This is a genomic window from Micromonospora okii, from assembly GCF_020884795.1.
Lineage (GTDB): Bacteria > Actinomycetota > Actinomycetes > Mycobacteriales > Micromonosporaceae > Micromonospora > Micromonospora okii.
In genome coordinates this window covers 130,440-156,557 of sequence record NZ_BBZF01000022.1, presented here as the reverse complement: position 1 = coordinate 156,557, position 26,118 = coordinate 130,440, and the positions used below count along the sequence as shown (strand labels likewise).

The following is a 26,118-nucleotide window of genomic DNA, read 5'->3' as shown; positions in this document are numbered from 1 at the left end:
CTCCTGTCAGCTCAGCGCCAGCTGAAGGCCGGCGGGAAGGTGCACCCGGTCGCTTCCTCGCGGGCGACCACGCAGAAGGCGCGCACCGCCGCCCGCACGGGCTCCGTCTCCCGCCCGAGGACCTTGAAGATGAGGCCGGCGTCGTTGGGCAGGCGGCTGACGGCCGTGGCCAGCGGCGTCTCCTCGTCCCAGACGGGGTCGGCGGCGGTCCGCTCGTGGACGCGGGCGGCCCGCTCGGGGTCGGTCAGCAGCACGACGTTGCCGAAGACGTGGAACCGCTCCATCACCCCGAGCCGCGCGACCGGGAACCGGCCGGGCGTCACCACGAACTTCTCGACGAACAGCCCCCGCCCGTCGGGCCGCTCCGCGCGCAGTTCGGAGGAGAAGAGGTCGTAGGCGAAGATCTCCCCGTCGCCGTAGTACTTGCGGCCCGGCTGGAGCACCTCGGCGTAGAGCATGGTGGCGCTGCGCGGCAGCCGCACCCGGGTGTGGGAGACGAACCGGCTGCGCCGGAACGGGATCACCGGCTCCGGGAGGAACTCCACGTAGGCGTCGTCGGCGAGGGTGAAGCTCTGGATCTGGGTGCCGTAGTTGGCGTCCATCTCCTGGATCTTGGTGGCGGACTGGGTGACCACGTGCGCCCGCGCGCCCGGGCCCACGTCGACGTCCATGCGCAGCCGGTCGCCCTGGAGCACCCCGCCGGAGGTCGTCAGGACCATGACGCACGGCAGGTCGGGCATCTCCTCGTCCCAGTACAGCGCCCGCTGCACCAGCAGCGGCGACTGCCGGTAGAGGTCGGCGAGGATCGTGCGGTCGCCGCGCCGGGCGAAGCCGAGGCGCAGCACGCCGACCTTGCCGTTCGCCCCGGCGGGCAACTGGGCCGGTTGGTCCTGGTAGGGCGCCAGCTCGCGGACGGAGTCCAGCGAGATCACGCGGGCACCGCGGCGTCGAAGAGCGCGTTGCTGCGGACGAGGGCGACCAGGTCGTCGACGCCCTCGCCGGTCTTGCAGTTGGTGAAGACGAACGGCTTGCCGCCCCGCATCGCCTCCGCGTCGCGGGCCATCACGTCGAGGTCGGCGTCGACGTACGGCGCCAGGTCCGTCTTGTTGATCACGAGGATGTCGGACTTGGAGATGCCCGGCCCGTTCTTGCGCGGGATCTTGTCGCCGGCCGCCACGTCGATGACGTAGATGAAGTAGTCGACCAGGGCGGGGCTGAAGGTCAGCGTGAGGTTGTCGCCGCCGCTCTCGATGAGCACGACGTCGCTGTCCGGGAAGCGGGCCTCCATGTCCTCGACCGCCGCGAGGTTCATGCTCGGGTCCTCCCGGACGGCGGTGTGCGGGCAGGCGCCGGTCTCGACGCCGACGATGCGCTCCTCGACCAGGACGCCGGTCAACGCGCGCCGGACGTGCTTGGCGTCCTCGGTGGTGACCACGTCGTTGGTGATGACGAGCACGCGGAGCCCCTGCTCCACGAGGCGGGGCACGACGGTCTCGATGATGGCGGTCTTGCCGCTGCCCACCGGGCCGCCCACGCCGATACGACTTGCTGACTTCATGGTGATCAATCCTTGGTCTGCTGGGGAGCCTTCGTCGCGGCTCAGCTCATGAACATGCGGACGTGTGCGTGCTGGTGCGCGCCGGCCAGGACGTCGAGGTGGGGGGCGAAGCCCTGCATGTCGTCGAGGGTGGCCGTCCGCGCGTCCTGGTAGTCGTCGGCGACGTGCTCGTTGACCGCGAAGAGGATCGACTGCGCGTCGAGGTGGTCGACCCGCATCAGCCGGATCGCCGCGCCCAGCACCATCGACGCCGCGCCGTACTGGTGGGCGGCGAAGGCCTGCTCCTCGCCGACGCCGAGCTCGGCGAAGAGCACCCCCAGCGCCACGGGGTAGGTCACGGGGACGCCGGCGCCGGTGTCGCCGACGCGCTTGCGCAGCAGCGACTCGCCGACGATGCGGGTGGCGGCCTCGGCGAGCTTGCGCCCCATCCGGACCGACATGGTGCGCATCTCTTCGTTGATCTTGCGTAGGTGGACGGCCTCGTCGGCCCGCCGGACCCGGTCGAGGTCCCCGGCCGCGGCGGCGCGGTGCCCGGCGAGCAGCGCGACGCCGTCGCCGGTGGCGGCGAGCCGGGTCACCGTCCGGACGTACTCCTGCAGGGTGGCCCGGTCGTGGACGGACCCGTGCTGGACGGCCATCTCCAGGCCGTTGGAGAACGAGAAGGCGCCGACCGGGAAGACCGAGTCGCCGAACTGGAGCAGCCTCAGCGCCTCGTCCATCGTGGGCACGGCCGTGCTCCTTCAGTTGAGGTCGGCGGGCAGGTGGGAGTGCGGGGTGGAGTCCGCCCCGCCGAAGAGCCGCCGCGACTCGTGGGGGGCGAGGTAGGCGATGATCTCGGTGCCGGGGATGAACTCGTGGGTGATGCCGGTGAAGGCGTGCGTCCGCATCACCGAGTCCATGACCCTGCGGTCCACGGTGAGGGGGACGTACATCGTCGTGCCCTTGACGACCGCGGGCCAGTGCTGGTTGCCGATCGCGTGGCCCAGCTCGACCGCTGAGCGGATCACCAGCTCCGGCGACTCGCCGCGCAGCCCGTCCAGGTGTACGACCATCACCTCGCCGAGCGCGACCCGGGCCACCACGGCGGTGGCGGTGAGGTCGTCCCAGGCGAGGACGTCGCCGTCGCGCAGCCGTACGCCGCGCGCCAGCGACAACGCCAGCTCGGTGCCGAGGCTGGTCGTCCTGCGCAGTCGGCTCTTCTGGGCGTCCCACTGGTCGAGGACCAGTTCGTCGACCTTGGCCTCCCTGAGCCGTTCGGCCCAGCCCGGCTCACCGACGTTGCCGAGCACCGTCTCGACGAGCATGTTGGTTCCTTTCGCGCGATGTCCGCCGTGGCCCGCCGGGGGCGGGCCCGGCGCGGTCAGCTGAAGAAGTAGAGCTGGCTCATGGGGAGGTCGCGGGCCGGCGGCACGGTGGCGTGGACGCCGTCCATCTTCACGGCGAAGGTCTCGGGGTCGACCTCGAGCTTGGGCGTGCGGTCGTTGCGGACCATGTCGCGCTTCGTGAGGTTGCGGCACCGGTAGACCGGCATGACCTGGCGTTGCAGGCCCAGTTTCTCGGCGATTCCGCCCTCGTGGGCGGCCTTGGACACGAACGTCACGCAGTTCTTGGCGACCTGTGAGCCGGTCGCACCGAACATCGGCCGGTAGTAGACCGGCTGCGGCGTGGGCAGGGAGGCGTTCGGGTCGCCCATGATGGACCAGGTGATCATCCCACCCTTGAGCACCATCTTCGGCTTCACGCCGAAGAAGGCGGGCTCCCAGAGCACGAGGTCGGCGAGCTTGCCCGGGGCGATGGAGCCGATGACGTGCGAGACGCCCTGGGTGATCGCCGGGTTGATGGTCATCTTCGCGACATAGCGCAGCACCCGGAAGTTGTCGTTGGCGTCGGAGTCCTCGGCGAGCTTGCCCCGCACGTTCTTCATCTGGCCGGCAAGCTGGATCGCGCGCAGCCAGGTCTCCCCGACCCGGCCCATGGCCTGCGAGTCGCTCTGGATCATCGAGATCACGCCCTCGTCCAGCAGCACGTCCTCGGCGGCGATGGTCTCGGTGCGGATGCGGCTCTCCACGAAGGCGACGTCGGAGGGGACCTTGGGATTGAAGTTGTGACAAACCATGATCATGTCGTACAGCTCGGACTGGCTGTTGATGCCGTACGGCACGGTGGGCGTGGTCGAGCCGGGCAGCACGTTCATCTGGCCGGCGACCTTGATGATGTCCGGCGCGTGCCCGCCGCCGGCGCCCTCGGTGTGGAAGGTGTGGATGGTCCGGCCCTCGAACGCGGCGATCGTGTCCTCGATGTAGCCACTCTCGTTGAGGGTGTCGGTGTGGATGCTGATCTGCACGTCGAACTCGTCGGCGACGCTCAGGCAGGTCCGGAGCACCGCCGGCGGCGCGCCCCAGTCCTCGTGGATCTTGAAGCTCGGCACGCCGGCCAGGATCTGTTCAACCAGCGGGGCCCGCCCGCTGCTGTTGCCCTTGCCCATCAGCCCGATGTTGATCGGCAGGTTCTCGACGGCGCGCATCATGGCGTGGATGTTCCAGGGCCCCGGGGTGATGGTGACGCCGTTAGTGCTGTCGCTGGGGCCGGTGCCGCCGCCCCACAGCGTGGTGACGCCGTTGCTGAGCGCGGCGTACACCTGCTGCGGGGTGACGAGGTGGACGTGGGCGTCGATGCCCCCGGCGGTCAGGATCAGGTGCTCGCCGGAGATGGCGTCGGTGCCCGGTCCGGTCACCAGGGTCGGAGTGACCCCGTCCATGATGTTCGGGTTGCCGGCCTTCCCGATGCCGGCGATCCTGCCGTCCTTGACGCCCACGTCGGCCTTGACGACGCCGAGCAGCGCGTCGACCACGGTCACGTTGGTGATCACCAGGTCGACGACGCCCTCCGCGCTGGTGGCCTGGCTGCTGCTGCCCATGCCGTCGCGCAGCGTCTTGCCGCCGCCGTACATGACCTCGTCGCCGAGGACGCGCAGGTCCTTCTCGATCTCGATGTAGAGATCGGTGTCGGCCAGCCGGATCTGGTCGCCCGTCGTCGGGCCGAACATGCCCGCGTACTCTTGCCGAGAAATCTGACTCATCGCTCTTTCCCGCTCCAGGTCCGGCGCGCGCGCCTCGGAATGGCTTGCCTACTGCTTCTTCTTGTCCGCGCCCTGGTCCGGCTGCCCGCTGGACTTGAAGCCGCGTGTCTCTGCGTTGTGGATCGCCTCGGCCTTGTCGGGCCGGTAGGCCGGAATGGGGCCGTCCCCGGTCCAGCCCTGGACCAGACCGTTGAAGCCGTACACCCGCTGGAGGCCGCCGAACGGAATCAACTGCACCGTCTTGCGGTCGCCCGGTTCGAAGCGGATGGACGTCGTGGCGGGAATGTTCAGCCGCTTGCCGAAGGCGGCCGGCCGGTCGAACTCCAGGAACCGGTTGGCCTCGAAGAAGTGGAAGTGCGATCCGACCTGGATGGGCCGGTCGCCGGTGTTGTGCACGACCACCTCGGTCACCGGGCGGCCCTCGTTGAGCTCCAGCGGCTGGTCGCTGAGCTTGTAGCCGCCGATGGGCCGCAGGTGCTTGGAATTGGGGCCGGGATGCTGCTTCGCCATGTCTCCCCCGCTCTCCTCGGAGACCTCCGTCTCCGTTCGCTGACTACTGAATGGGCGAGTGGACGGTCACCAACCGGGATCCGTCGGTGAACACCGCCTCAACCTGGACCATCGGGATCATGTGCCCCACGCCGGGCATCACGTCGTCCGCCTTGAGCACGGTGCGGGAAAGGTCCATGACCTCCTCGACGGTCTTTCCCTCGCGGGCCCCCTCCAGGGCGGCGGCGCAGATGACCGCGACGGCCTCCGGGTGGTTGAGCTTCAGCCCTTTCGCCCGGCGGGCATTGGCCACCACCGCCATCGTGAGGATGGTCAGCTTGTCGAATTCCTTCGGTGTGAGATGCACTGTTCTGATCCTTCGCGGAGCTGTCGCGGAATCGCCTCGCCGGTCGGCGGGGCGGGTCCGCCGTGCGTACGGGAGCGGTCAGCGGACGGGGTCTCGCACCTCGCCGACTTCCCAGGTGCACCACCGACTCTAGGGAGGATTCATGGGGTTGGTAGCCGAATGACGGAATAGTCACGTTCGCGCGCTATTGGGCGATTCTCTGGATGCTCGTCGTCCGCGCCGGCACCGGGGGCGCGGCCCACCCGACCGGTTTCCGGCGGGGCCGGGCGGGTATCCGGCGGCGCGCACCGTGGGCGGGAGGGGACATGGCACACCGGATACGGGCCGGGCAGCCGCGCGTCGGCCCCGCCCGCGCGCACCGTCCGGGCCCGCGGGCAGCGTCAACCCCGTCCCGCAGGCGGCCGGTCTGCTGAGCGGGCGGCCGACCGGCGACGGCGGGGGCGACACGGCGGAGTCGTGCCGGGAGTTCCGGCACCCGCTCGTGGCCCTGGCGTTGACCACCGGCGTCGCGGGCGGCCTGGACGCCTTCGCCTTCCTGCACTACGGCGCCTTCGTCGCCAACCAGTCCGGCAACGCCGTGTTCCTCGGCATGGGACCGGCCGGCGCGCACCCGGCGTGGCCGGCGTCGGCGGCCTCGCTGATCGCGTTCGCCGCCGGGACGGGGACCGTCACCTGGCTGCGGGGCGCGGCGCGCCGCCGGACGCCCGCCGTGGTGAAGCTCGCCGCCGCCGAGGTCGCGCTGGCGCTCTGGGCGGTGCTCAACGTGCTGCTGGCGTACGGGCGGCACGACCCGGCCTCCCGCGCCGCGCTCGCCGCCGCCGGCGCCCTCGCCATGGGGGCCCTGACGACGCTGATCACGCACACGGCCGGGATCGCCACCAACATCGCCTACCAGTCGGGCACGGTGGCCAAGACCGGCGAGCACGCCGCCGGCTGGCTGACCGGGAGGGACGCGGGCCGCGCCCGGCTCGGCACGCTGCTGGGGCTGCTCACCCTCGCGAGCTACGCCCTCGGGGGCGCGGTCGGCACCCTGGCGCGGCACCAGCCCCGCTGGGTCCCGGTGGTCGGCGCGCTGGCCCTGGCCGCCGTGTTCCCGCTGGTCCGCCATGGCGGGGCGGGCGGGCCCGCCGCGCGGGGCCGCGACCTCCCCCGCCGGTAGGAGGCGGCGACGGATCCCGAAAGTTTCGGGATATGCTCCGGGCGGGCTGGCGGGCGAGGGAGAAGTCATGGAGCAGCAGCGGGCGACGCTGGCGGAGATCGCGCGGGCCGCCGGGGTGTCGATCCCCACCGTCTCGAAGGTGCTCAACGGCCGGCCCGACGTCGCGGCCGGCACGCGGCAGCGGGTGCAGCTCATGCTCGACGAGCGGGGATACACCGCCCGGGGCACCGCCCGCCAGGCGAGCCGGGCCGGCCTGATCGACCTGGTGCTGCGCGACCTCGGCAGCCCGTGGGCCATGCAGATCATCGACGGGGTGGAGGAGCTGGCCTACCAGGCCGGCTTCGGCGTGGTCGTCTCCGCCGTGCACGGCCGGCACCGCAGCCGCCCCGACCGCCGCTGGACCGAGCAGCTCGCCGCCCGGCGCTGCGACGGGGTGCTCCTCGTCCTCTCCGACATCTCGACCGACCAGCGGGGCCAGCTCGACGAGCTGGGCATCCCGGTGGTCATCATCGACCCCGCCGGGCAGCCGCCCGCGGACATCCCCTCCGTGGGCGCGACCAACTGGGCCGGCGGCGTCGCCGCCAGCGAGCACCTGCTCGGCCTCGGGCACCGCCGGATCGCCGTGATCGGGGGGCCGCCCGCCGTGCCGTGCAGCCGCGCCCGGGTCGACGGCTACCGGGCCGCCCTGGACGCCGCCGGGCAGCGGGTCGCCGCCGGGTACGTGCGCACCGGCGACTTCACCGCCCCGTCGGGCTACCGGGAGACGCACGCCCTGCTCGACCTGACCCGGCCGCCCACCGCGGTCTTCGCGTGCTCCGACGAGATGGCCCTGGGCGCGTACGAGGCCCTCTACGAGCGGGGGCTGCGGGTGCCGGACGACATGAGCGTCGTCGGCTTCGACGACCTCGACGCCGCCCGGTGGGCCGTGCCGCCGCTGACCACCGTCCGCCAGCCGCTGACCGAGATGGCCGCGATGGCCACCCGGATGCTGCTCAGCCTGGTCGGCGGCGAGGAGCTGGGCAGCCACCGCATCGAGCTGGCCACCCCGCTGGTCGTGCGGCACAGCACCCGGGCGCTCTAGCCGGGTCCCTTCGCGGGTGGCGGCCACTCGCCGCCGCCGGCCTGGCCCGCCGGGTGGCGGCGGGCGGGGTCAGGCCGGACGGCCGGGCTCCGGCTGCTGGTAGACGTCGGGCACGCCGTCGCGGTCGAGGTCGGCGGTCTCGGCCTCGTGCACCCGCCGGTACGCCCGGACCCGGACGCGCAGCACGACGGTGGCCAGGACGGCGGCGACCAGCGACCCGGTGAGCACGGCGACCTTGACGTGGCCGTCGCGTTCGCTGCCGAGCCCGAAGGCCAGCTCCCCGATCAGCAGGGAGACGGTGAAGCCGATGCCGCCCAGCAGCCCGAGGCCGAGCATGTCGAGCCAGTTGAGCCCCTCGTCGGGGTCGGCGCGGGTGATGCGGGACGCCAGCCAGGTCGCGGCCATGATGCCGACGGGCTTGCCGAGCACCAGGCCGACGACGATGCCGAGGGCGACCCGGTCGGTCAGGGCGGTGGTCAGCCCGGCGAGGCCGCCCACGGTGACGCCGGCGGAGAGGAATGCGAAGATCGGCACCGCGACGCCGGCGGAGATCGGCCGGAACCGCTGCTCGAAGTGCTCGGCCAGCCCCGGGCCGGCCTCGGGGCCGCCGGCGGCCCGGCTGCGGACCACCGGGACGGTGAAGGCCAGCAGCACGCCCGCCACGGTGGCGTGCACGCCGGATTCGTGGACCAGCACCCAGGTCACCGCGGCCAGGGGCAGCAGCAGCCACCAGGACCGGACCCGGCGCTGCGCCAGCAGGCCGAAGACCGCCAGCGGGACCAGCGCGCCCAGCAGCGGCCCGACCGACAGGTCCGTGGTGTAGAAGACGGCGATAATCACGATGGCCAGCAGGTCGTCGACGACGGCCAGGGTGAGCAGGAAGGTGCGCAGCGCCGAGGGCAGGTAGCGGCCGACCACCGCGAGCACGGCGAGGGCGAAGGCGATGTCGGTCGCGGTCGGGATCGCCCAGCCCCGACGCCCGTCGGCGTCGGCGATCAGGTAGCAGAGCACGGCGGGCACGAGCACTCCGCCCACCGCGGCGGCCACCGGCACCGCCGCCCGGCGCGGGTCGCGCAGGTCCCCGGCGACGAACTCGCGCTTGAGTTCCAGCCCGGCCACGAAGAAGAAGATCGCCAGCAGGCCGTCGGCGGCCCAGGTGGCGAGGGTGAGGTCCAGGTGCAGCGCGGCCGGGCCGACGCGCAGCTCACGCAGCGTGTCGTACCCGCCGGACCAGGGCGAGTTCGACCAGATCAGGGCCAGCAGCGCGCCGACGAGCAGGAGCGCCCCACCCACGGTCTCCTTGCGCAGGATCGCGGCGATGCGGCTGGTCTCGCCCCACGAGCCTCGGGCGAACAGGTTGGTGCGGCGCCGGGGGGCGTCGGTCACGGGAAACTCCTCGTCGGCAGGGGTCGCGTCATCCATCGCCGACCAGACTTCCCGGCACACCAGAAACCCAACGTTATCCGCCCGGCCCGCGCCGACGGCGCACGGGGGGCGGACGCGCGGTTGCCAGAGCGATACCGGCTATCCATACTTACTGATGTTCCTGAGCCGGACATGATCGGTCGCCGGGCAGCCCCGATCGGAACCTCCGCACCATCGGCACCTGCACGGAGGAACCTGTCCCATGAAAAAGAAGATCAGACTGTGGGGCGCCGCCCTGCTGGCCGCCGCGGTGACCGCGCTCGCGGCCGTGACGGTCCCGGCCCCGGCGTCGGCGGCGGCGCTGACCGAGGTCACCAGCTTCGGCGCCAACCCGAGCAACCTGCGCATGTACCTGTACGTGCCGGACAGCGTGGCGCCCCGCCCGGGCCTGCTGGTCGCCGTCCACTACTGCACCGGCAGCGGCCCGGCCATGTACTCCGGCACCCAGTTCGCCGCCCTGGCCGACCGGTACGGCTACATCGTGATCTACCCGTCGGTGACCCGCAGCAGCAAGTGCTTCGACGTCTCCTCGCCCCAGGCGCTGCGCCGCGACGGCGGCAGCGACCCGGTGGGCATCAAGTCGATGATCGACCACGTCCGGGCGCGCTACCCCGTCGACGCCGACCGCATCTTCGCCACCGGCATCTCCTCCGGGGCGATGATGACCAACGTCCTGCTCGGCCTCTACCCCGACGTGTTCGCCGCCGGCGCGGCCTTCGCCGGCGTGCCGTTCGCGTGCTTCGCCACCACGAACGGCTCGGAGTGGAACAGCGAGTGCGCAAACGGGCAGCTCGTCCGGACCCCGCAGCAGTGGGGCGACCTGGTCCGCAACGCCCACCCCGGGTACGCGGGCAAGCGGCCCCGGATGCAGACCTGGCACGGCACGAACGACGAGACCCTGCGCTACCCGAACTTCGGGGAGCAGATCAAGCAGTGGACGAACGTGCACGGGCTGAGCCAGACCCCGACGTACACCGACACCCCGCAGGCGGGCTACACCCGCACCCGGTACGGCGGCAGCGGCCCCACCGCCCCGGTCGAGGCGATCAGCATGAGCGGCGTCTCGCACAGCCTGCCCGTCGACGCCGCCCAGGCCCTGCGCTTCTTCGGCCTCGACGGCACCCCCACGCCGACCACGCCCCCGCCCACCACTCCTCCCCCCACCACGCCGCCGACCACCACGCCGCCGCCGACCACGCCGCCGCCCGGCGGGGCCTGCCGGGTCACCAGCACGGTCAACGCCTGGAACAACGGCCTCACCACCGAGATCACCGTCACCAACACCGGCGGCACGACCGTCAGCGGCTGGGCCCTGGGGTTCACCCTGCCCGGCGGGCAGAGCATCACCAGCGGCTGGAACGCCTCCTACTCTCCCGCCAGCGGGGCGGTCACCGCCCGCAACGTCTCCTACAACGGCACCATCGCGCCGAACGCCTCGGTCGGCATCGGCTTCCAGGCCACCCACACCGGCAACACCGGTAGGCCCACCTCGTTCACCCTCAACGGGGCGCCCTGCTCCGTCGCCTGACGCGCCTGCCCGGGACGGCCGTCCCGGGTTGGTCACCCGGTGCGGCTCCCGCCCGGGCGGCCGTCCCGGGCACCGGGGACAACCGTCCCGGGCACCGGACGAGCCCCGGCCACCGCAGCGGCGGGCCCGGCCCGCACCGACGGATGTCGCTTTCTGCCGCCTCGTTCGGCAACCATCGGCCGGCCCCACCCCGGGGCCGGCCGATCGGCGTTCCCGGCTGCCTGCTGCGGCAGCATTCCCGCCGGGAGCACGACTCCCCCTTCCGCTCCTCCCCTTCCGCCGCCAAGGTGTGTCCAGCGACGGGGCACGGGCCGCGCGGGACGTCCACAGGGGATGTCCCGGCCCACCCGTCCCGGGACCCCACGGCCCCGGCCCCGTCGCGATCCCTGTCGCACGAGGTCCGGGACTCCGCCTGCCCAGGCGGGGGCCCCGGCTGGAGAGGAACGCCCATGGACAGCGCCGACGGCAGCGTCGAGTACGCCATCGCCACCGCCGACGAGGACGACGACCCGGAGAGCCTGATCGGCGAGGCGGTCGAGGACGACCTGCGCGCACACGGGGAGCGGTGACGTGGCCGCCCGACTCGCCCCCGCCCTGCGCGTGCTCCGCGACGAGATCGACGCCCGCTGGCCGGAGCGGGACCGCCGCTCCGACGGCTGGATCGGCGACGCCGCCCACCAGGGCCGCAAGTCCGACCACAACCCCGACGCGGACGGCACGGTCAACGCCGCCGACTTCGACCGGGACGGCATCGACCCGCTGCTGGTGGTCCGGCGCTGCATCAGCCACCCGGCCACCACGTACGTGATCTTCGACCGCACCATCTGGAGCCGGACCCGCGGCTTCCGGGCCGCCCGGTACACCGGGTCGAACCCGCACGACAAGCACATCCACGTCAGCGTCGGCCACGACCGCTCGCTGGAGAACAGCACCCTGGCCTGGGGCATCGCCACCGCCGACGGGCTCGGCAGCCGCAGCCTGCGCAGCGGCGACCGGGGCGACGACGTGCGGGCCCTGCAACGCCTGGCCAACGCCGTCGGGGCGAAGCTCGCCGTCGACGGCGTGTTCGGGCCCCGCACCGACGCCTGGGTGCGGTCGTACCAGAAGGCCGAGCGCCTGACCGTCGACGGGATCGTCGGCCCGAAGACCCTCGCCGCGCTGCGCGCCGACGCCCGCTGACCCCACCGTCCCGCCGTCCGCCCGCGCGCCCCGCGGGCGGACGGCCGCCCTCTCCTGGAGACATCCGCGTGAACACCCTGGCCCAGACGCTCGCCACCGCGACGCTGGCGGCGGCCCAGCCCGGCGCCGTCCCCCCGTCGACCCACAACGTCCTGCTGCGCAACCCGGTGCCCCTGCCGGGCCCGCTGACACCCGGGATCGTCGCGGGCGTGCTGACCAACACCGCCGGCGGCCGGCGCACGGTCGACCAGCGGCCCACCCTGTCGGTCTTCCTCGGCCCGGGGACCACCGCGCACGGGCTGGCCCACTGGGTCACCCGCACGCTGTGGCCGGCGGGCGTCCCCGCCGCCACCGACGAGGAGAAGCTCCAGATCGCCCGGGGGCTGTGGGTCTGGAACCAGGGCTACCTGGCCTGGCACAGCAGCACGCCGTGGCGGGCCGGCCTCTGGTTCCCGCTGCCCGTCGAGGTCGCCGGGGCCGGCGAGTCGTGGGTCACCGACTGGGAGACCGTGCGCGGGTGGGGGGCGACGCACCCGGAGCTGGTCAACACCACGCTGGAGGTCCCCGCCGCGTCGCTCCCCCTGCCCGACCCGCACCTGCTGCGTACGGCCGTGGCGACCGTGCTCACCGGGATGAGCGTGGACGAGGCCGCCACGTACGTCGAGAAGCGGCTCGTGGGCAACCCGTTCGAGGCGGTCTTCCGGATCGTCGAACTCCTGCGCCAGGTCGAGACGGCGGACCCGGCCGACGCCGCCACCCTCGCCGTCACGATCACCAGGCGGCTGGCCCCCTGGGAGCTGGAGCTGCTCGCCGGCGTCACCTCCGGGCACGCCGTGCTGCGCCGGCTGTTCGCCCTCGCCGGCCGGGCCACCGGGGCGGAGGCGACGGCGGCCCGCTCGGCGCTGGGCGTCGCCCTGCGGCTGACCCGCACCGAGGCCGGCGGGTGGCAGCCGCCGGAGCTGGTCGGCCCCGGCGTCGTACCGGTCGACCTGCCCCTGCCGCCCGTCGCGGCCACCACGCCCGTCGTCGCGGCCAACCCCACCGACGCCGCCGCGCAGGAGAAGACCGGCGGGCTGCGCTACCTCATCCACGGCCGCGACCTGCACCTCGGCCAGCAGACCACCGAGAGCACCAAGACCTGGTACGGCCCGGCGTACGGCGGGCGTCAGGAACCCGCCGCCTTCATCGTGGAGAACGAGGCCGCGATCGGGCTGACCAGCGAGGCCGACCGGGCCCGGCTGCGCGTGGTGCGGTTGATCTCGCCCAAGGAGGGGATGCTCGACGCCTCCCGCAGCGCCGACGCCGGGCTGCTCTCCACCGGAATCCAGCAGTGGTCCGCGCACGTCAACGAGGAACTGACCGTGCTGCTGGCCCGGTACCGCAACGCCGCGCCCGACCTCTACGACCTCTACTTCGGGATGTGGGGCCTCCAGGTCGAGCTGTGGTGGAAGGAGGCCGGGGTGGAGGCCGTCGCCGAGACGGCCGACCCGGCACGGGTCCGGGCCGCCAACCCGGAGGCGTTCCACGCCGACGGCACCCCGCGCACGGGCAAGGACTTCGCCCCGCAGTACGCCACGTTCTTCGAGGTGCCCCCGGGCCAGCCGCGCCGACGGCTGCCCGTCCCGACCGGCGCGCCCGGCGTGGTCAAGCCCCGGCAGGCATTCTTCGGGGTGACCAAGGTCGGCAACAAGTACCACATCGCGCCGCACTGGTGCGCCCGCGTGCGGCTGGCCTCCCTCTGCTCCACCGAGTACAAGATCACTCAGATCTGGACCGGCGTCTGGCGGTTCGAGCGGCTGGCCCGGCAGGCGGCCCCCACCGAGATCAGGCTGGAGGTGCGCGGCCGGACGTTCCGCATCCGGGACTTCGTCAGCTCGGAGTTCCTCGCGGCGGTCGCCCTCGACCAGCACATCAACAAGCCGGGCAAGGTCCGCGCCGCGATACACGGGGCCATCGTCCGCACCGAGCGCGCCATCGCCCGGATGCCCGCCGACCGGCAGGACGAGCTGCGGCCGTACGACGCCGTCCCGGCGAACTCCCCGCTGCGCCCGGCCTGGCTGCGCCTGTTCCAACTGCACTACCTCATCGAGCGGGACATCTACGACAAGCAGATCCGCGACCACTACCTGCTGCTGTTGCAGGACCGCTTCAAGACCGACACCGACATGACCGGCCTCGACGGCGAGCCGGGCAGCTTCCACGGATGGGTGGGCGAATGATCACCGTCGACGGACTCGACGCCGACCTCACCGACCTGGGCACCGCCCTCGGCCTGCTGGTCCCCACCACGGGCGGGGGAACCCGGCTCGACGAGACGTTCTTCACCGACCCGTGGGGCCGCGTCGGCAGGCTCGTCAGCGACGCCGACCAGCGGGCCGCGCTGGTGCGGGCCGTCGCCGCGCTGCTGCCGCAGGACGACCCGCGCTTCCCCGCCGTCGCGACGGACCCGCTGGGGGTGCGCACCCGGCACGTGCCGCTGCTCGCCTCGGACGGCAAGGGGCAGCTCTTCCTGCGCGTACGCGAGGAGGGTTCGGGGCGGCTGACCCTCGGCCTGGCGGCCGAGGGCGGGCCGATCGCCGGCGGGCCCGGCGTCACCGCGCAGCTCGACCTGCTCGTCGCCGACGGGGACACCGTCCGGCCCGTCGCCGCCACCCCGGAGCACCCCGTGCGGCTGCGGGTCCGCACCCCACTGGGCGACACCGGCGCCACCGCCGAGGCCGCCGTCCTGCTGGTGGCCCCGCCGCACGAGGCGCGGACCCGGCTGACCGTCACCGTCACCGGGCTGCCGGGCACCTCCGCGCCGCTGGTGCTGGACCCCGGCACGGGCAGCGCGGGCGCCGCCACCCTGGTGACCGCCCTGCTGCGGCTGGTCCTGGCGGAGCTCTCCGGCACGATCCCCGAGCCGGTCCGGTTGGTCGCCGAGCACCTGCCCGGGCTGCTCGGCCTGACGCCCGGGATGCCCCCGCTGCCGATGGACCGCCTCGCCGAGGGGCCGGCGGCCTTCCGCGACTGGCTCGCCGGCCTGGTCACCTCCCGCACCGAGGCGGGCGAGCCCGGCCTGGTCGCCTGGCTCGACTCGCTCGGCCAACTGCTCGGCCGCCCCGCCTCGGGCCGCACCGCGCTGCCCACCGAGGCCGACCCGATGGTGTTCGAGCTGCTCGACACCCCCGCCGTCGCGCTGACCGTCGCCGTGCGCGCCGACCCCGCGACCGGGAGCACGGCGCTGGTGTGGGGCGTCCGGGTCGGCTACGTCGGCACCGGCGTCGACGCCCGCGTGGACGGCGACGCCGTCCTGCTGGTGATGCCGCTCGGCGACGCCACCCCGGTCACCCTCTTCGAACGGCTCGACCTCGTCCTCACCTCCCCCGCCTCCGGCGGGCGGCTGTTCCCGGCCGCCGGGGAGCCGGCCGGCGGGTTCCGGGTCGGCCGGCTGCGCGCCGGCGTGCGGTACACCGCCGCCGACCGGGCCGTCCGGCCGCTGCTGGAGCTGCGTGACGTCCTGATCGACCTCGACGGCACCCCCACCGAGCTGCCGCTGGTGGACCTCACCGACGCCCGCTCGCTGACCGCCGCCGCCCAGTCGCTGCTCACCGAGGCGATCGACGCCGGCCTCGGCCCGGCGGCCGGGCCGGTCGCCGCCCTGCGCCGGCTCGTCGGCCTCGGCACCACCCCGGGCGTCGACCTGGGCCTGCTGACCACCGCGCCGGCCGCCGCCGTCGCCGGGTACTACCGGGCCCTGCGGGCCACCCCGCAGGGCTGGGCGCCCGTGCTGGCCGACCTGGCCCGGCTGGCCGGGGTGTCCGCCCCGGTCGTCACCGGCGCCGGCACCGCCGCCGACCCCTGGCAGGTCGACCTGCCGGCCTTCACCGGGACCGCGCTGGCCACCCGCCTGTCGCTGTGGGACGCCGGCACGCCGGGCGCGCCCGTGCTCGTCCTCGGGCTCGGCCTCGCCGCCGGGGCCGTGCTCGACCCGGCGCGGCCGTGGCGGGCCGACGCGCGGCTGACCCTGCTCACCGTGCCCCTCGCCCCCGACTCGGGCGCCGCCACCTGGCTCGGCTCGGCCACCGTCGCCGCCGAGTTCGCCGCCGCCACGCCGGTCGTGGGCCCCGTGACCGTCCGTACCGAGTCCGTGCGCGTCGAGGCCGGCTGGTCGCTCGGCGCGCCGGTCACCGCCGCCGCGATCGCGCGGGGCCTGACCGTCGTGGTCGACGGCACCCCGTACCCCCTCGGGGACCTGCGGCTGCCCGCCGCCGGCCCGGTCGATCCGACCCGGCCCGACCTGGGGCTCGGCATTCCGGCCGGCACCCTCTGGGCGGCGACGCGGGCGCTGCTGTCCCGCGTCGCGGCCTCCTGGGGCGGCCCGGCCGCCCGCGATCTGCTGGCGCTGGTCGGCCTCGGCGGGCCCGACGCCACCGGCGGGTCGGCGGGCGTGCCGGCCCTGCTCCCGCCCGACCCGGACGACCTGACCAGCCTGCTGGCCGGGCCCGCCGACGCCGTCCGCGCCTGGCTGGCGGCGCTGGCCCGGGACGCGGCCGGCGGCACGGCCCCCGCCGGGCCGCCCCTGCGCCGCCTGCTGGAGCTGGTGCAGGCGCTGCTCACCGACCGGCTGCCGGCGCTGCCCGGCCAGCCGCTGCCCGCGCCGGACCTGCCGGTCGACGGCTCCGGCACGCCGGTCGTGCCCTGGCGGGTGCCCCTGCACCGGGCCGGCGGGGACGGCGTCGAGCTGCTGACCTGGCTGGAGCCCGCCGGACCGCCGGCCGCCTGGGCGCTGGACCCGCTGCTGGAGCGCTACCTCACCGTCCCCGAGACCGAGACCGAGTCCGCCGCCGGGGCGGAGGCCGCCCCCCGCGACCCGCTGACCGGGGCCGACGTGCTGGCCGCCGGTCGGCTGGCCGGCGCGTACCGGCCGGAGCTCGACGCGCTGCTGTCGGCCGTCGACCCCGCCCACGCCGCGCTCGCCGTCGACGCCCTGGCGGAGCTCCTCGCCGAGGGCGACGGGCTGGTGGCCGCCGACGCCTCCGCGGCGGCCGGGCTCCGGGTCGGCGACCTCGTCGACGCCGCCCACCACGACCTGCCGGCCGCCCCGGCGACGGTGGCGCAGGTGCGCGCGTCGATCGCCGAGTACACCGCCGCAGCGGGCGACGGCTGGGCGGTACTGCTGCTGGCGCCGCCGCTGGCCGGGGCCCGGCCCTGGGAGGCGCTGCTGGAGGGCGTCACCGCCGCCGACGTGTGCCGGGTCGACCTGCGGGTGCCCGGGACGTCGCCCGAGCGCGTCGACCTCGGCGCGCTGACCGCCGCCCGCTGGTACGTGGTGGACCTCGGCGACGACGGGACGCTGCCCGCCGCGACGGCCCTGGCCGCGCTGCGCCGGGTCCACGACGCGGTACGGGCCACCCGCCCCGGGGTGCGCACCGTCCTGGTCGGGCACTCCTACCTCGGCCAGGTAGCCCGGCGGCTCGCCGCCACCGTGCCCGGCGAGGTCCTCGGGCTGACCACCGTCGGCACCCCGGCGGACAACGCGGTGCTGCCCGTCGACGCCCCGGTGGTAGCCGACGGGGTGCGCCTCGCCCGGCTGCTCGCCCCCGCCGGCACCCCGGACGGCCCGGCCGTCGACGCCGCGCTGCGGCTGCTCGGCCAGCTCCTCGACGGGTACGCGGCGACACCCCCCGGCCAGGCCCCGGCGGCGCTGCCCCTGCCGGCGGCGGCCTTCGCCCGCTGGGCCCCGCCCACCGCCGCCCCCGCCGTGCCGACGCTGGCCGTCCACGGCCGCCTCCGCGCCGACCTGCGCGAGCTGCTGGCCAACGCGCTGACCTGGCACACCTCCGCCGCCGCGCCCGACCTGCCCACGGCCGCCGCCGGGGCCGTCCGGCTCGGGCTGGACCTGGGGCCGGCGCAGCCCGGCGACCCCGAGGTCACCGCCGACGTGCGGCTCGGCCTCGGCCGGGTGGCGCTGCTGCCCGACGCCGACGCCGACGGCGCAGCTCCCGCGCTGGAGGTGCGGCTGCGGGTGAGCCGGCCGGACGGCTGGCTGCTCGGCGGCCCCGGCGACGGTCGACCCCTCGACGCGCGGGTGCGCGCCTGGACCGTGGAGGCCAGCGTCGCCGCCGGCCGCACCTCGGTCGCCGTGCTGCTGCACGACGTCGCGGTGCGGGGCGAGGCCGCCGCCGTGGTGGACCTCGCCGACCCGCGCACCCCACCGCTGCTCGACGCCCTCGTCCGCGAGCTGGACCGCGCCGCCCGCCCCGGCGGCCGGCTGGCCCGGCTGCTCGACGCGCTGGCCGCCCTCGGCGTCCTGCGGCGGGCCACCGGCGGGCAGCCCGCCGCCGTGCTCGCCGACGCGACGGCCGCGCTGACCGACGACCCGGCCGCCTTCCTCGCCGCCCGGCTCCCCGCGCTCGTCGACCGCGCCGCCGGCCTGCTCGGGCTGGCCCGTGACCCCGGGGCGGCCGACGGCGTCGGGCCGTGGCGGCGGCGGCTGCCGAACCTGCCGGTCGAGCTGCTGCTGGAGCCGGGGCCGTGGCGGCTGACCGCCCGCACCGTCGGCGACGGGCTGCGGCTGGGCCACGGCGCCCGCTTCACCGGCTCGACCACGGTCACGCTCGGCGACGCGCGGCCCACCGCCCGCGCCGCGCTGGGCGTCGGGGCGCTGCGGCTGACCGCCGGCGACGGCCGGCTGACGCTGGACACGTCCTGGCTGGACGGGCCGGTGGAGCTGGCCCCGGCCCCGCCGGACCTGGCGGCACGGCTCGCCCCGCTGCTGCCCCGGCTGCTGGTCGACTCCGCCCTCGGCGTGCTGCTGGAGCAGCTCGCCGGCCCCGGCGTGCAGGTCGGCACCCTGAGCCGGCTGCTGACCCTCCCCGGCGGGTGGCTGGCCGAGACGTTCGCCCCGGAGCCGGGGAGGCCGCCGCTCGCGGGGCCCCTGGCCGACGTGCTGCGGCTGGCCGCCGGGCCGCTCGGCCTGGCCGACGACCCGGCGCACACGCTGACCCTGCCCGGTGGCCTCACCGTCGACCTCGCCGACGTCGGCACCGGCGCGGACCGGCGGCTGCGGCTGACCGTCGGCACCGCCGCCCCCGTCGAGCTGTGGGCCGCCGACGGTCGGCCGGCCACCCTCGGCGTCGGGCTGCGCCTGGACGTCGACGGCGCCCGGCAGGTGCGCCCCGCCGGCGACCTCGCCCTGCGCGTGCCGCTGCCCGGCGACTGGGACGCCGTGGAGCTGCGCCTCGGCGCCGACCCCGCCGGGCTGGCCCTGGCCGTCACCCCGGTCGGGCTGGGCGCCACGCTCACCCTGCTGCCCGCCGTGTCCGGCATGGACGACCTCGTCGACGCCGCCGCCCAGCGCCTCCTGCCGGAGGTGCTCGACCGGTTGGTGGCCGCCGTGGGGGCGCGTACCCCCCGGCCGGCGATCCTCGACGACGCGCTCGCGGCCCTGGAAGCCCTCGGGGTGTACGACCCGGCCGCCGCGCCGCACGGCTTCGCGGCCCGGGCCGGCGCCCTGGCCGACCTGGCCGAGGAGCTGGCCGCCGGCGGCCTCGCCGACCTGGGCAGGCACGCCGGCCCGGCGCTGGCCGCCGTGCTGCGCCGGGTCCTCGGCGCCGACCGGGTGCCCGCGCAGGACCCGGCCCGGCCCGGACTGCTGGTGGTCCGCGCCGACGGGCCGCTGGGCGCGGGCCTGGCGCTGCGGGTCGACCTCGGCGCGGCCCCGCCCACGGTGGAGCTGCGCGCCGCCGGCCTCACCGCCGGGGCGCTGACCGGCGACGTCGTCGTCGGGTACGCCCACCCCGCCGTCACCGCCGCCCTGACCGTCGGCGCGGCCGTCGACACCGGGTTCGGCATCGTGCTGCGCGGGCGGCTCGCCGTCTCCGCCGGCCCCGCCGAGGTCGGCGTGCGGCTCGGGCTGCTCGGCAGCGACGCCGCCGGAACCGGGGAGCTGTCGGTGCGGCTGGCCCCCCAGGTCGTCCTGCCCTCGGAGGCCGAGGTGCGCCGCCTCGTGGAGCAGACGGTGGTGCCGCTGGCCGGCACCCTCGCCCTGCGCGCCGCGCGGCCGTGGCTGGACCGGCCGCTGTGGGCCGGCGGGCGCAGCACCGCGCAGCTCCTCAGCGCCGTCGGGGTGGCGGTGCCGCACCCGGACGGGCTGCGGATGTCCACCAGCCTGCCTGCCCCGCCGGCCCTGCTGAAGGGGCTGCTCGACGCCGTCGCCGGGGTCGACGTCCCGCTGCCGGGCGACCTGGCGCTGCGGGTGGTCGCCGACGGCGCCCGGTACGGGCTCGCGGTGCGCGGGGACCTGCCGGTGGCCGTCGGCGACGTGGCCGTGGTGCTGCGCTTCGCCCTGCCGGCCGGGCTCGATCCCGGCTGGGGGGAGACCGGCCGGGGCACCGGCCTGCTGCTGCTGGACCTCACCGACCCGGCCGCCCCGGTCGTCGCGCCGGTGCTGCGGCTGGGCGGGTTCGGCGTGCGGGTGGCCGCCGCCGCGCCCGGCGCGGCGCTGGTGGACACCGGCGGGTTCCGGCTCGGCGCGGTCGCCGGGCACGTGCGCGCCGACATCCCGCTGACCGGGGCGGGCGCGCTGCGCCGGCCGCCGGTGCTCGACGGCGCGCTGGCGCTGGAAGGGCTGGGCTTCCCGGTGGCCTCCGGCGCGGGCGGCAACCCGGTCGCCGCGTCGCTGTTGCAGAGCGACGGCAGCGGCGACCCGTCCCCGGTCAACCCGCCGCTGGACCTGACGGTGGCCCGCGCCGGCACCCGCTGGCAGGTGCTCTTCGGCGGGCGCACGGAGGCCCGCTTCGACATCCAGCGCGGCTTCGGGCCGCTGCACATCGCCGAGATCGCCCTGCTCTACCAGCAGGCGACCGCCGGGCCGGGCAAGATCGGCATGGCGATCGACGGCGGGGTGGCGATCTCCGGGCTCACCCTGGACGTGGACGACCTGTCGGTGCTGGTGCCCCTGCGCACCCCCACCGACCTGCGGACCTGGCAGCTCGACCTGGCCGGCCTGTCGGTGTCGTTCAGCTCCCCATCGGTGTCGATCGCCGGTGGGCTGCGCAAGGCCGTCGGCGCGGGCGGCGGCGTCCAGTACGACGGGATGCTGTCGGTGGACCTGGCCGGGCGGGGGCTCACCGCGGTCGGCTCGTACGCCCGGCCGAGGGACAGCCTCGGGGAGTACACCTCGCTGTTCGTGTTCCTCTCCGTGGGCACCCCGCTGGGCGGGCCGCCGTACCTGTTCGTGCTCGGCCTCGGCGGCGGGGCCGGCTACAACCGGCGGCTGCTGGTGCCCAGCGACCCGCAGGCGGTACCGGCGTTCCCGCTGGTCAAGGCCATCACCGACGGCGGGTTCGCCGGCGACGGCGGGCCGATGGCGGCGCTGGCCCGGATGTCGGCCGACATCCCGCCGGCCCGGGGCGCGTTCTGGCTCGCCGCCGGGGTTAAGTTCTCCACGTTCGGCCTGCTCAACACGACCGCCGTGGCGTACCTGGCGGTGGACCGCTCCGTCGAGGTGGGGCTGCTGGGCCTGATGCGCCTGGCCCTGCCGTCGGCCGACTCGGCGATCGTGAACGTCGAGCTGGCGCTGGCCGCCCGGTACAGCACCCTCGACCGGGTGCTGTCGGTGCGGGCGGCGCTGACCCGCAACTCGTGGCTGCTCAGCAGGGACTGCCGGCTCACCGGCGGGTTCGCGCTGATGGTGTGGATGGACCGGTCGGACGTGCTGCTCTCCATCGGCGGCTACCACCCGGCCTTCGCCCGACCGGCCCACTACCCCGAGGTGCCCCGGGTCGGGTTCAACTGGGCCGTCGGCAGCGGCGTGGTGGTCAAGGGGCAGTCGTACTTCACCCTCACCCCGTCCACGGTGATGGTGGGCGGCCGACTGGAGGCGTCGTACGACAGATCGCCCGTGCGGGTCTGGTTCACCGCGGCCCTCGACGTCATGGTGAGCTGGGACCCGCTGAAGTACGTCGCCGACGTGTCGGTCTCGGTCGGGGCCCGCTTCACCATCAAGGTCTGCTTCTTCGCCTGCGCCCGGATCAGCGTCAGCGTCTCGCTGGGCGCCCGGGTGCACATCGAGGGGCCGCCGCTGCGCGGGACCGTCACCGTCGACCTGGCCATCGCCTCGGTGACCGTGCGGTTCGGCCGGTCGGTCACCCAGCCGTACCTGACCTGGCCGGAGGTGACGGCGAAGTACCTGGGCAACGGCGACCCCGCCCGGGCGGCCACCGCCACGACGGTGACCGCCGGCACCCTGCCGCCCGCGCCCGGCTCCCGCCCGGACGGGACGCCGCAGCGCCCCTGGTCAACGGCACCGGAGTTCGCGGTCCGCGTCGAGTCGGCCATGCCCCTGTACGGGTGGCGGCTGGCCGGCGCGGGCCGGCCGGACGACACCGCCGGCGGCCGGGAGGTGGACGTGGTGCCGGCCGGGCACGGCGTCGGCCGGGTCCGCGCGGTCCTGGCCGTCGTCGTGGAGCGGAGCACCGCCGCCGGGTGGGCTCCGCTGGCCGCCGCCGAGCTGGCCGGGCTGCGGCCCACCACGGCGGCGACCGGCTTCCCCGCCGCGCTCTGGGACGGCGCCGCCGCCGGCCGGGGCGGCCCGGACCCGGTGGTCCGCGCGCTGTCCGGGGTGACGCTCGCCGCGCCGGTCGCCGTCGCCGGGTCTCCCGGGGCGGTGCGCGACGTGCCGCTGTCGACCCTGATCGAGGAGGAGGACCCGCACCCGCTGCCGCTGCCCGCCGGGGCGTCGGCCCCCGCCCCGACCGGCCTCGCCGCCCGGGTCGCCGCCCGGGTGGCGGCGCTGCGCGGCGCGCCCGAGGACGCCGCCCGCCGTCTCGCGCCGGTCGCGCCCCGGCTGCGCGCCACCGTCTCGCCCGACCAGCGCCGGGGCCGCCGCGCCGCCGGGCCGCACCCGGCCGTGCTGGCCACGGAGCCGCACCTGGCCGCGCTGCCCGCCGGGCACACCCAGCTCTGGGACGTCTCCGACGCCGCCGGGTACCGGCTGCGGCTGGCGGAGTCGGGGGCGGGGGAGGCGCTGCGGCTGGCCACGTTCACCAGCACGGGGGCGCCGATCGGCGACGGCCCGGCGCGGGCCGGCGCGGCGCTGCCCGACGGCGCGGCCACGGCCGTGGTCACCGCGGCCCCGGCCGACGGCGCGGCCGGCTGGGCGGCCGACACCCCGCTGGTGCCGGTGACCGAGGGCGTGCTGGTCGCGGCCGGCGCGACGGTACGGCTGCCGCACCCGTGGCGTCCGCCGGCCCGCTACCGGCGCGCCGGCGAGCACGTTCCGGTGCCCGCCGCGCTGCTGGCCGCCGAGGTCGACGGGCTGGTGACGGACCTGCCCACCGGCGTCCGCCGGATCGTGGTCACGGTCGAGGCGACCGCCCGCGACGCCGACTGCGACGAGGTGCTGGTGGACGTCGACGGGGTCCGGGTCAGCGGCCGGTACCACACCCCCGAGCCGGGGCCCCGGCAGCGGATCGTGCTCGGCGTCGAGGCCGACGAGTCGGCCCGGGCGATCAGCGTCACGGTCCGCACGGGCGACCGTTGGCGGCTCGCGGGCGTGGTCGGCGACAGCGACGACTCGATCGACCCGGACGACGCCGCCGCCCGGGCGAGCCTGGCCGGCGGGGTAGCGCCGGTCGGGGCGGAGCGGCGCGCGGTCGCGGCGTCCGCGCCGACGGCCCTGGTGGGTTTCGAACTCGACCCGGCGCAGGCCGCGCCGGTGACGACGGAAGGTTGAGATGACCGAGACACCTGTGGCGCCCGGCTCCGTGCGCCTGTACGACCGGGTCGAGCCGGCCCTGCGGGCCGGGCTCTACCGGGTCAGCTCCTCCCTCGACGTGCGGCCCGCCGCCGGCGGCGCGGCGCTGGCGGCGCCGCCGACCCACGCCACCCACGTGCAGGTCGACGCGCCCCGGTTCATCCTGGACGCCGGCGAGATCGCCGCGCAGCACCCACCGGCGGACGCGGCCGGCACGTTCGCCGACCGGCTTCCCCACGTGGTGCTCGGCCGCCGCACACTGCCGTGGGAGCGACGGCTGGGCGACGGCACGCCGTGGCTGGCACTGCTGCTGGTCCGCGCCGGCGAGGCGGTCCTCGTCGAGGGTGCGCTGCAACAGGTCGTGGGGAGCACCGCGCTGGCGGCGCTGGGCGCCAACCAGCCGGTCGACCCGAACCGGCCGGTGCGCGGCGTGCGGATGAAGGACCTGGCGACCTTCCGGGCGCTGCTGCCGAGCCGGGCCGAGGTCGGGCTGCTGACCCACGTACGCCGGGTCGACCTCGCCGACACCGCCCTCGCCGGAACGGACGACGACGGCTGGTTCTCGGTGGTGACGGCCAACCGGCTGCCGCTGGCCGGGGACGGGCCGACGAAGTGGACGGCGTGCCTGGTCTCGCTGGAGGCCCGCGACGACGCCTGGACGACCACGACGGGGCCCTCGCCGACGCTGCTGCTGCTCGCGTCGTGGTCGTTCGTCACCAGCTCGGCGGGGGGCACCTTCGAGCGGCTCGCCGCCGACCTCGACGTGGCGGCCTTCGGCGCGCCGGGGCCCGGTGGCGCGCCGCCGCCGCGCCCCGACGGCGGGATCGGGCTGGCCGGGACGGCCCGCGACGGCAGCCCCACCGCCGTCGGGTACCGCTCGCCGCTGCGCGGGGCCGGCGCGGGCCCGGCCGCCCCCGACGACGTCACCGACGCCGCCGCGTACGAGCTGGGTCGGCTGCTCGCCGCCGCCGACGGCCGGTTCATCCGGGAGGTGGTGGGCTGGCACCGCTCGGCCGAGGCCACGGCCCGCTCCGCCGACGCGGCGCGGCGGCGGGCGGCCGTGGTCGGCGACTACCTGGCCGGGGGCGCGCGGGCGCTCGCCGCGACGGCGGCGCGGCCGGCCGGGGACGCCCCGGTCGACCCGCCGGAGCCGGACGGGCGGCGACCGCAGCCGCTGCTGGCCCGGGCGCTGGCCGACCGGCTGGCGGCCCGGACCGACCGGGCGGACCTGTGGCAGGCACCACCGCAGGCGGCGACCGCCGCCCGCGCCATCGGCTCGAACGAGGGGGAAGGGCGATGACCCGGACGATGTCGGCCGGTGGCCGGCTGCTGGCCCAGCGGCTCTCCGCCGTGCTCGGCGACACCGCGCCGCCCGGCGCGACGGGGCCGACGGCCGGCCTGGAAGCGGCCGGCCCCGAGGCGGCCGGCCCCGAGGCGGCGGACCCGACGGTCGGCCTCGGAGCGGCGGCGCGGGCGGACGGGCTCTCGGCGGTCGCGGTGGAGTCGACCGACCCGCCGCTGCCCGACTACGTGGCGCACGTCCTGGCCCGCTGGACCCTGCTGCACGACGTGCCGTTCCGCTACCTCGTGCCGGACGCGCGGCTGCTGCCGCCCGAGTCGATCCGCTTCTTCCGCCTCGACCAGGGATGGCTGGAGCGGCTGCGGGCCGGGGCGCTCGCGGTCGGCGGCGGCGACGGCAGCCGGGAGCGGGCGGTGACGGCGACGCTGCTGCCCCGGGTCGACGGCCCGGTGGCCGAGCATCTGCCGCTGGTGCGCGACGTGCAGCGCAACCGGATCAGCATCCCGGTGGCCGCCGAACTGCTGGCCGAGGAGCGCGCGGAACGCGCCGCCCTCGCGGCCGGTTCCCCCGGCGACGCCGGACCCCCGAACGGTGTCGGCTCTCCCGACGACGCCGGGCCCCACGACGGCACCTTCCCCGGCGACGCCACGGGCGACCGTCGCGCGGCGGCCGACGCGGTGCCCATCACCGGGTTCCTGCTGCGCTCGGCGCTGGTGCCGGGCTGGCCGGCGATGCAGATCCGGGCGTGGGCCAGCGACCTGCCCGCCGACGTGCCCCCGGGGGTGGACCCGGACGTGCTGGCCGCCGCCCGGCCCGACCTGGTGGTGCCGCTGCTGCGGTTGCAGCGGCTCTCCCCCGCCGTGCTGCTGGCGCTGTTCCGGGGCACGCCCCGCCTGGTCTGGTTGCAGGAGCCGCCGCAGAGCGTCCAGTTCGGCCTCGAACCCGACGGCGCGGGCTGGCGGGTGCCGCTGCGCTCGGCCGCCGGCCAGGAGACGGGCAGCGTGGCCGTGCCGATGCGGGCCGGCCCGCTGGCCGGGGTCGTCGACGTCGCCGCCCTCGCCGGGCGGCTCAACACGGCCGCACCGACGTCCGCGCCCCACCGTGGGGCGGGGGTCGCCGTGTCCCTGTTGCAGGCGCCGTCGCGGCAGCGCTTCGCCGCCTCCGCCGCCCGATGACCCCGACCCGACCCGCGCCGGCCGGGCCCGGCCCCGGT

16 protein-coding genes are annotated in these 26,118 nt (G+C 76.1%); 8 read left to right on the top strand and 8 right to left on the bottom strand.

Annotated elements, in window-relative coordinates; all coding sequences use genetic code 11:
- Positions 1 to 11: 11 nt before the first annotated feature.
- The 7 genes from LPU43_RS21565 to LPU43_RS21535 are packed head-to-tail and all read right to left on the bottom strand — an operon-like array spanning position 12 to position 5,493.
- Positions 12 to 932, bottom strand: a complete 921-nt coding sequence (locus tag LPU43_RS21565; protein WP_229402312.1) for an urease accessory protein UreD — start codon at positions 930 to 932, stop codon at positions 12 to 14.
- Positions 929 to 1,558: an urease accessory protein UreG gene (ureG, locus tag LPU43_RS21560; protein ID WP_229402311.1), complete on the bottom strand. Its 630-nt coding sequence runs from the start codon at positions 1,556 to 1,558 to the stop codon at positions 929 to 931. The genes LPU43_RS21565 and ureG overlap by 4 nt, the downstream gene beginning before the upstream one ends.
- 41 nt (positions 1,559 to 1,599) lie before the next feature.
- Positions 1,600 to 2,277: an urease accessory protein UreF gene (locus tag LPU43_RS21555; RefSeq protein WP_229402398.1), complete on the bottom strand. Its 678-nt coding sequence runs from the start codon at positions 2,275 to 2,277 to the stop codon at positions 1,600 to 1,602.
- A gap of 21 nt (positions 2,278 to 2,298) precedes the next feature.
- Positions 2,299 to 2,862 carry an urease accessory protein UreE gene (locus LPU43_RS21550; RefSeq protein WP_229402310.1) on the bottom strand — a complete coding sequence of 188 codons (564 nt, stop codon included), beginning with the start codon at positions 2,860 to 2,862 and terminating at the stop codon, positions 2,299 to 2,301.
- Between the two features lie 56 nt (positions 2,863 to 2,918).
- Positions 2,919 to 4,637: an urease subunit alpha gene (locus LPU43_RS21545; protein ID WP_229402309.1), complete on the bottom strand. Its 1,719-nt coding sequence runs from the start codon at positions 4,635 to 4,637 to the stop codon at positions 2,919 to 2,921.
- Between the two features lie 48 nt (positions 4,638 to 4,685).
- The gene (locus LPU43_RS21540) at positions 4,686 to 5,147 is read right to left on the bottom strand and encodes an urease subunit beta (RefSeq protein ID WP_229402308.1); all 462 of its coding nucleotides are present in this window, start codon (positions 5,145 to 5,147) and stop codon (positions 4,686 to 4,688) included.
- 43 nt (positions 5,148 to 5,190) lie between these two features.
- The gene (locus tag LPU43_RS21535; RefSeq protein WP_229402307.1) at positions 5,191 to 5,493 is read right to left on the bottom strand and encodes an urease subunit gamma; all 303 of its coding nucleotides are present in this window, start codon (positions 5,491 to 5,493) and stop codon (positions 5,191 to 5,193) included.
- 481 nt (positions 5,494 to 5,974) lie between these two features.
- On the opposite strand from LPU43_RS21535, the gene LPU43_RS21530 reads away from it, so the two are divergent.
- Positions 5,975 to 6,652, top strand: a complete 678-nt coding sequence (locus LPU43_RS21530; RefSeq protein WP_229402306.1) for a DUF1275 family protein — start codon at positions 5,975 to 5,977, stop codon at positions 6,650 to 6,652.
- Positions 6,653 to 6,719: 67 nt separating this feature from the next.
- The gene (locus tag LPU43_RS21525; protein WP_229402305.1) at positions 6,720 to 7,733 is read left to right on the top strand and encodes a LacI family DNA-binding transcriptional regulator; all 1,014 of its coding nucleotides are present in this window, start codon (positions 6,720 to 6,722) and stop codon (positions 7,731 to 7,733) included.
- Between the two features lie 69 nt (positions 7,734 to 7,802).
- Here LPU43_RS21525 and nhaA read toward each other — a convergent pair whose 3' ends face one another.
- Positions 7,803 to 9,119 carry a Na+/H+ antiporter NhaA gene (nhaA, locus tag LPU43_RS21520; RefSeq protein WP_229402304.1) on the bottom strand — a complete coding sequence of 439 codons (1,317 nt, stop codon included), beginning with the start codon at positions 9,117 to 9,119 and terminating at the stop codon, positions 7,803 to 7,805.
- A gap of 241 nt (positions 9,120 to 9,360) precedes the next feature.
- On the opposite strand from nhaA, the gene LPU43_RS21515 reads away from it, so the two are divergent.
- The 6 genes from LPU43_RS21515 to LPU43_RS21490 all read left to right on the top strand — a co-directional run bounded on the left by LPU43_RS21515 (position 9,361) and on the right by LPU43_RS21490 (position 26,080).
- Positions 9,361 to 10,686 carry an extracellular catalytic domain type 1 short-chain-length polyhydroxyalkanoate depolymerase gene (locus LPU43_RS21515; protein WP_229402303.1) on the top strand — a complete coding sequence of 442 codons (1,326 nt, stop codon included), beginning with the start codon at positions 9,361 to 9,363 and terminating at the stop codon, positions 10,684 to 10,686.
- A gap of 570 nt (positions 10,687 to 11,256) precedes the next feature.
- Complete coding sequence (locus LPU43_RS21510; RefSeq protein WP_229402302.1) at positions 11,257 to 11,865, top strand: peptidoglycan-binding domain-containing protein; 609 nt, start codon at positions 11,257 to 11,259, stop codon at positions 11,863 to 11,865.
- A gap of 68 nt (positions 11,866 to 11,933) precedes the next feature.
- A complete protein-coding gene (locus LPU43_RS21505; protein ID WP_229402301.1) occupies positions 11,934 to 14,084 on the top strand; it encodes a hypothetical protein in 2,151 nt (716 codons plus the stop codon).
- Positions 14,081 to 23,584, top strand: coding sequence for a DUF6603 domain-containing protein (locus LPU43_RS21500; RefSeq protein WP_229402300.1), 9,504 nt, complete (start codon positions 14,081 to 14,083; stop codon positions 23,582 to 23,584). Before LPU43_RS21505 ends, LPU43_RS21500 begins: the two co-directional genes overlap by 4 nt.
- Before the next feature lies 1 nt (position 23,585).
- Complete coding sequence (locus LPU43_RS21495; RefSeq protein ID WP_229402299.1) at positions 23,586 to 24,905, top strand: hypothetical protein; 1,320 nt, start codon at positions 23,586 to 23,588, stop codon at positions 24,903 to 24,905.
- Positions 24,902 to 26,080 carry a hypothetical protein gene (locus tag LPU43_RS21490; RefSeq protein ID WP_229402298.1) on the top strand — a complete coding sequence of 393 codons (1,179 nt, stop codon included), beginning with the start codon at positions 24,902 to 24,904 and terminating at the stop codon, positions 26,078 to 26,080. Before LPU43_RS21495 ends, LPU43_RS21490 begins: the two co-directional genes overlap by 4 nt.
- The last annotated feature ends 38 nt before the right edge of the window (positions 26,081 to 26,118 follow it).

What these genes read in the sequence shown, in the direction of transcription:
- LPU43_RS21515 (WP_229402303.1), top strand. Translation starts at nt 9,361, where the DNA reads ATGAAAAAGAAGATCAGACTGTGGGGCGCCGCCCTGCTGGCCGCCGCG.
- LPU43_RS21500 (WP_229402300.1), top strand. Translation starts at nt 14,081, where the DNA reads ATGATCACCGTCGACGGACTCGACGCCGACCTCACCGACCTGGGCACC.
- LPU43_RS21525 (WP_229402305.1), top strand. Translation starts at nt 6,720, where the DNA reads ATGGAGCAGCAGCGGGCGACGCTGGCGGAGATCGCGCGGGCCGCCGGG.
- LPU43_RS21490 (WP_229402298.1), top strand. Translation starts at nt 24,902, where the DNA reads ATGACCCGGACGATGTCGGCCGGTGGCCGGCTGCTGGCCCAGCGGCTC.
- LPU43_RS21555 (WP_229402398.1), bottom strand. Translation starts at nt 2,277, where the DNA reads ATGGACGAGGCGCTGAGGCTGCTCCAGTTCGGCGACTCGGTCTTCCCG.
- LPU43_RS21550 (WP_229402310.1), bottom strand. Translation starts at nt 2,862, where the DNA reads ATGCTCGTCGAGACGGTGCTCGGCAACGTCGGTGAGCCGGGCTGGGCC.
- LPU43_RS21540 (WP_229402308.1), bottom strand. Translation starts at nt 5,147, where the DNA reads ATGGCGAAGCAGCATCCCGGCCCCAATTCCAAGCACCTGCGGCCCATC.
- ureG (WP_229402311.1), bottom strand. Translation starts at nt 1,558, where the DNA reads ATGAAGTCAGCAAGTCGTATCGGCGTGGGCGGCCCGGTGGGCAGCGGC.
- LPU43_RS21495 (WP_229402299.1), top strand. Translation starts at nt 23,586, where the DNA reads ATGACCGAGACACCTGTGGCGCCCGGCTCCGTGCGCCTGTACGACCGG.
- LPU43_RS21545 (WP_229402309.1), bottom strand. Translation starts at nt 4,637, where the DNA reads ATGAGTCAGATTTCTCGGCAAGAGTACGCGGGCATGTTCGGCCCGACG.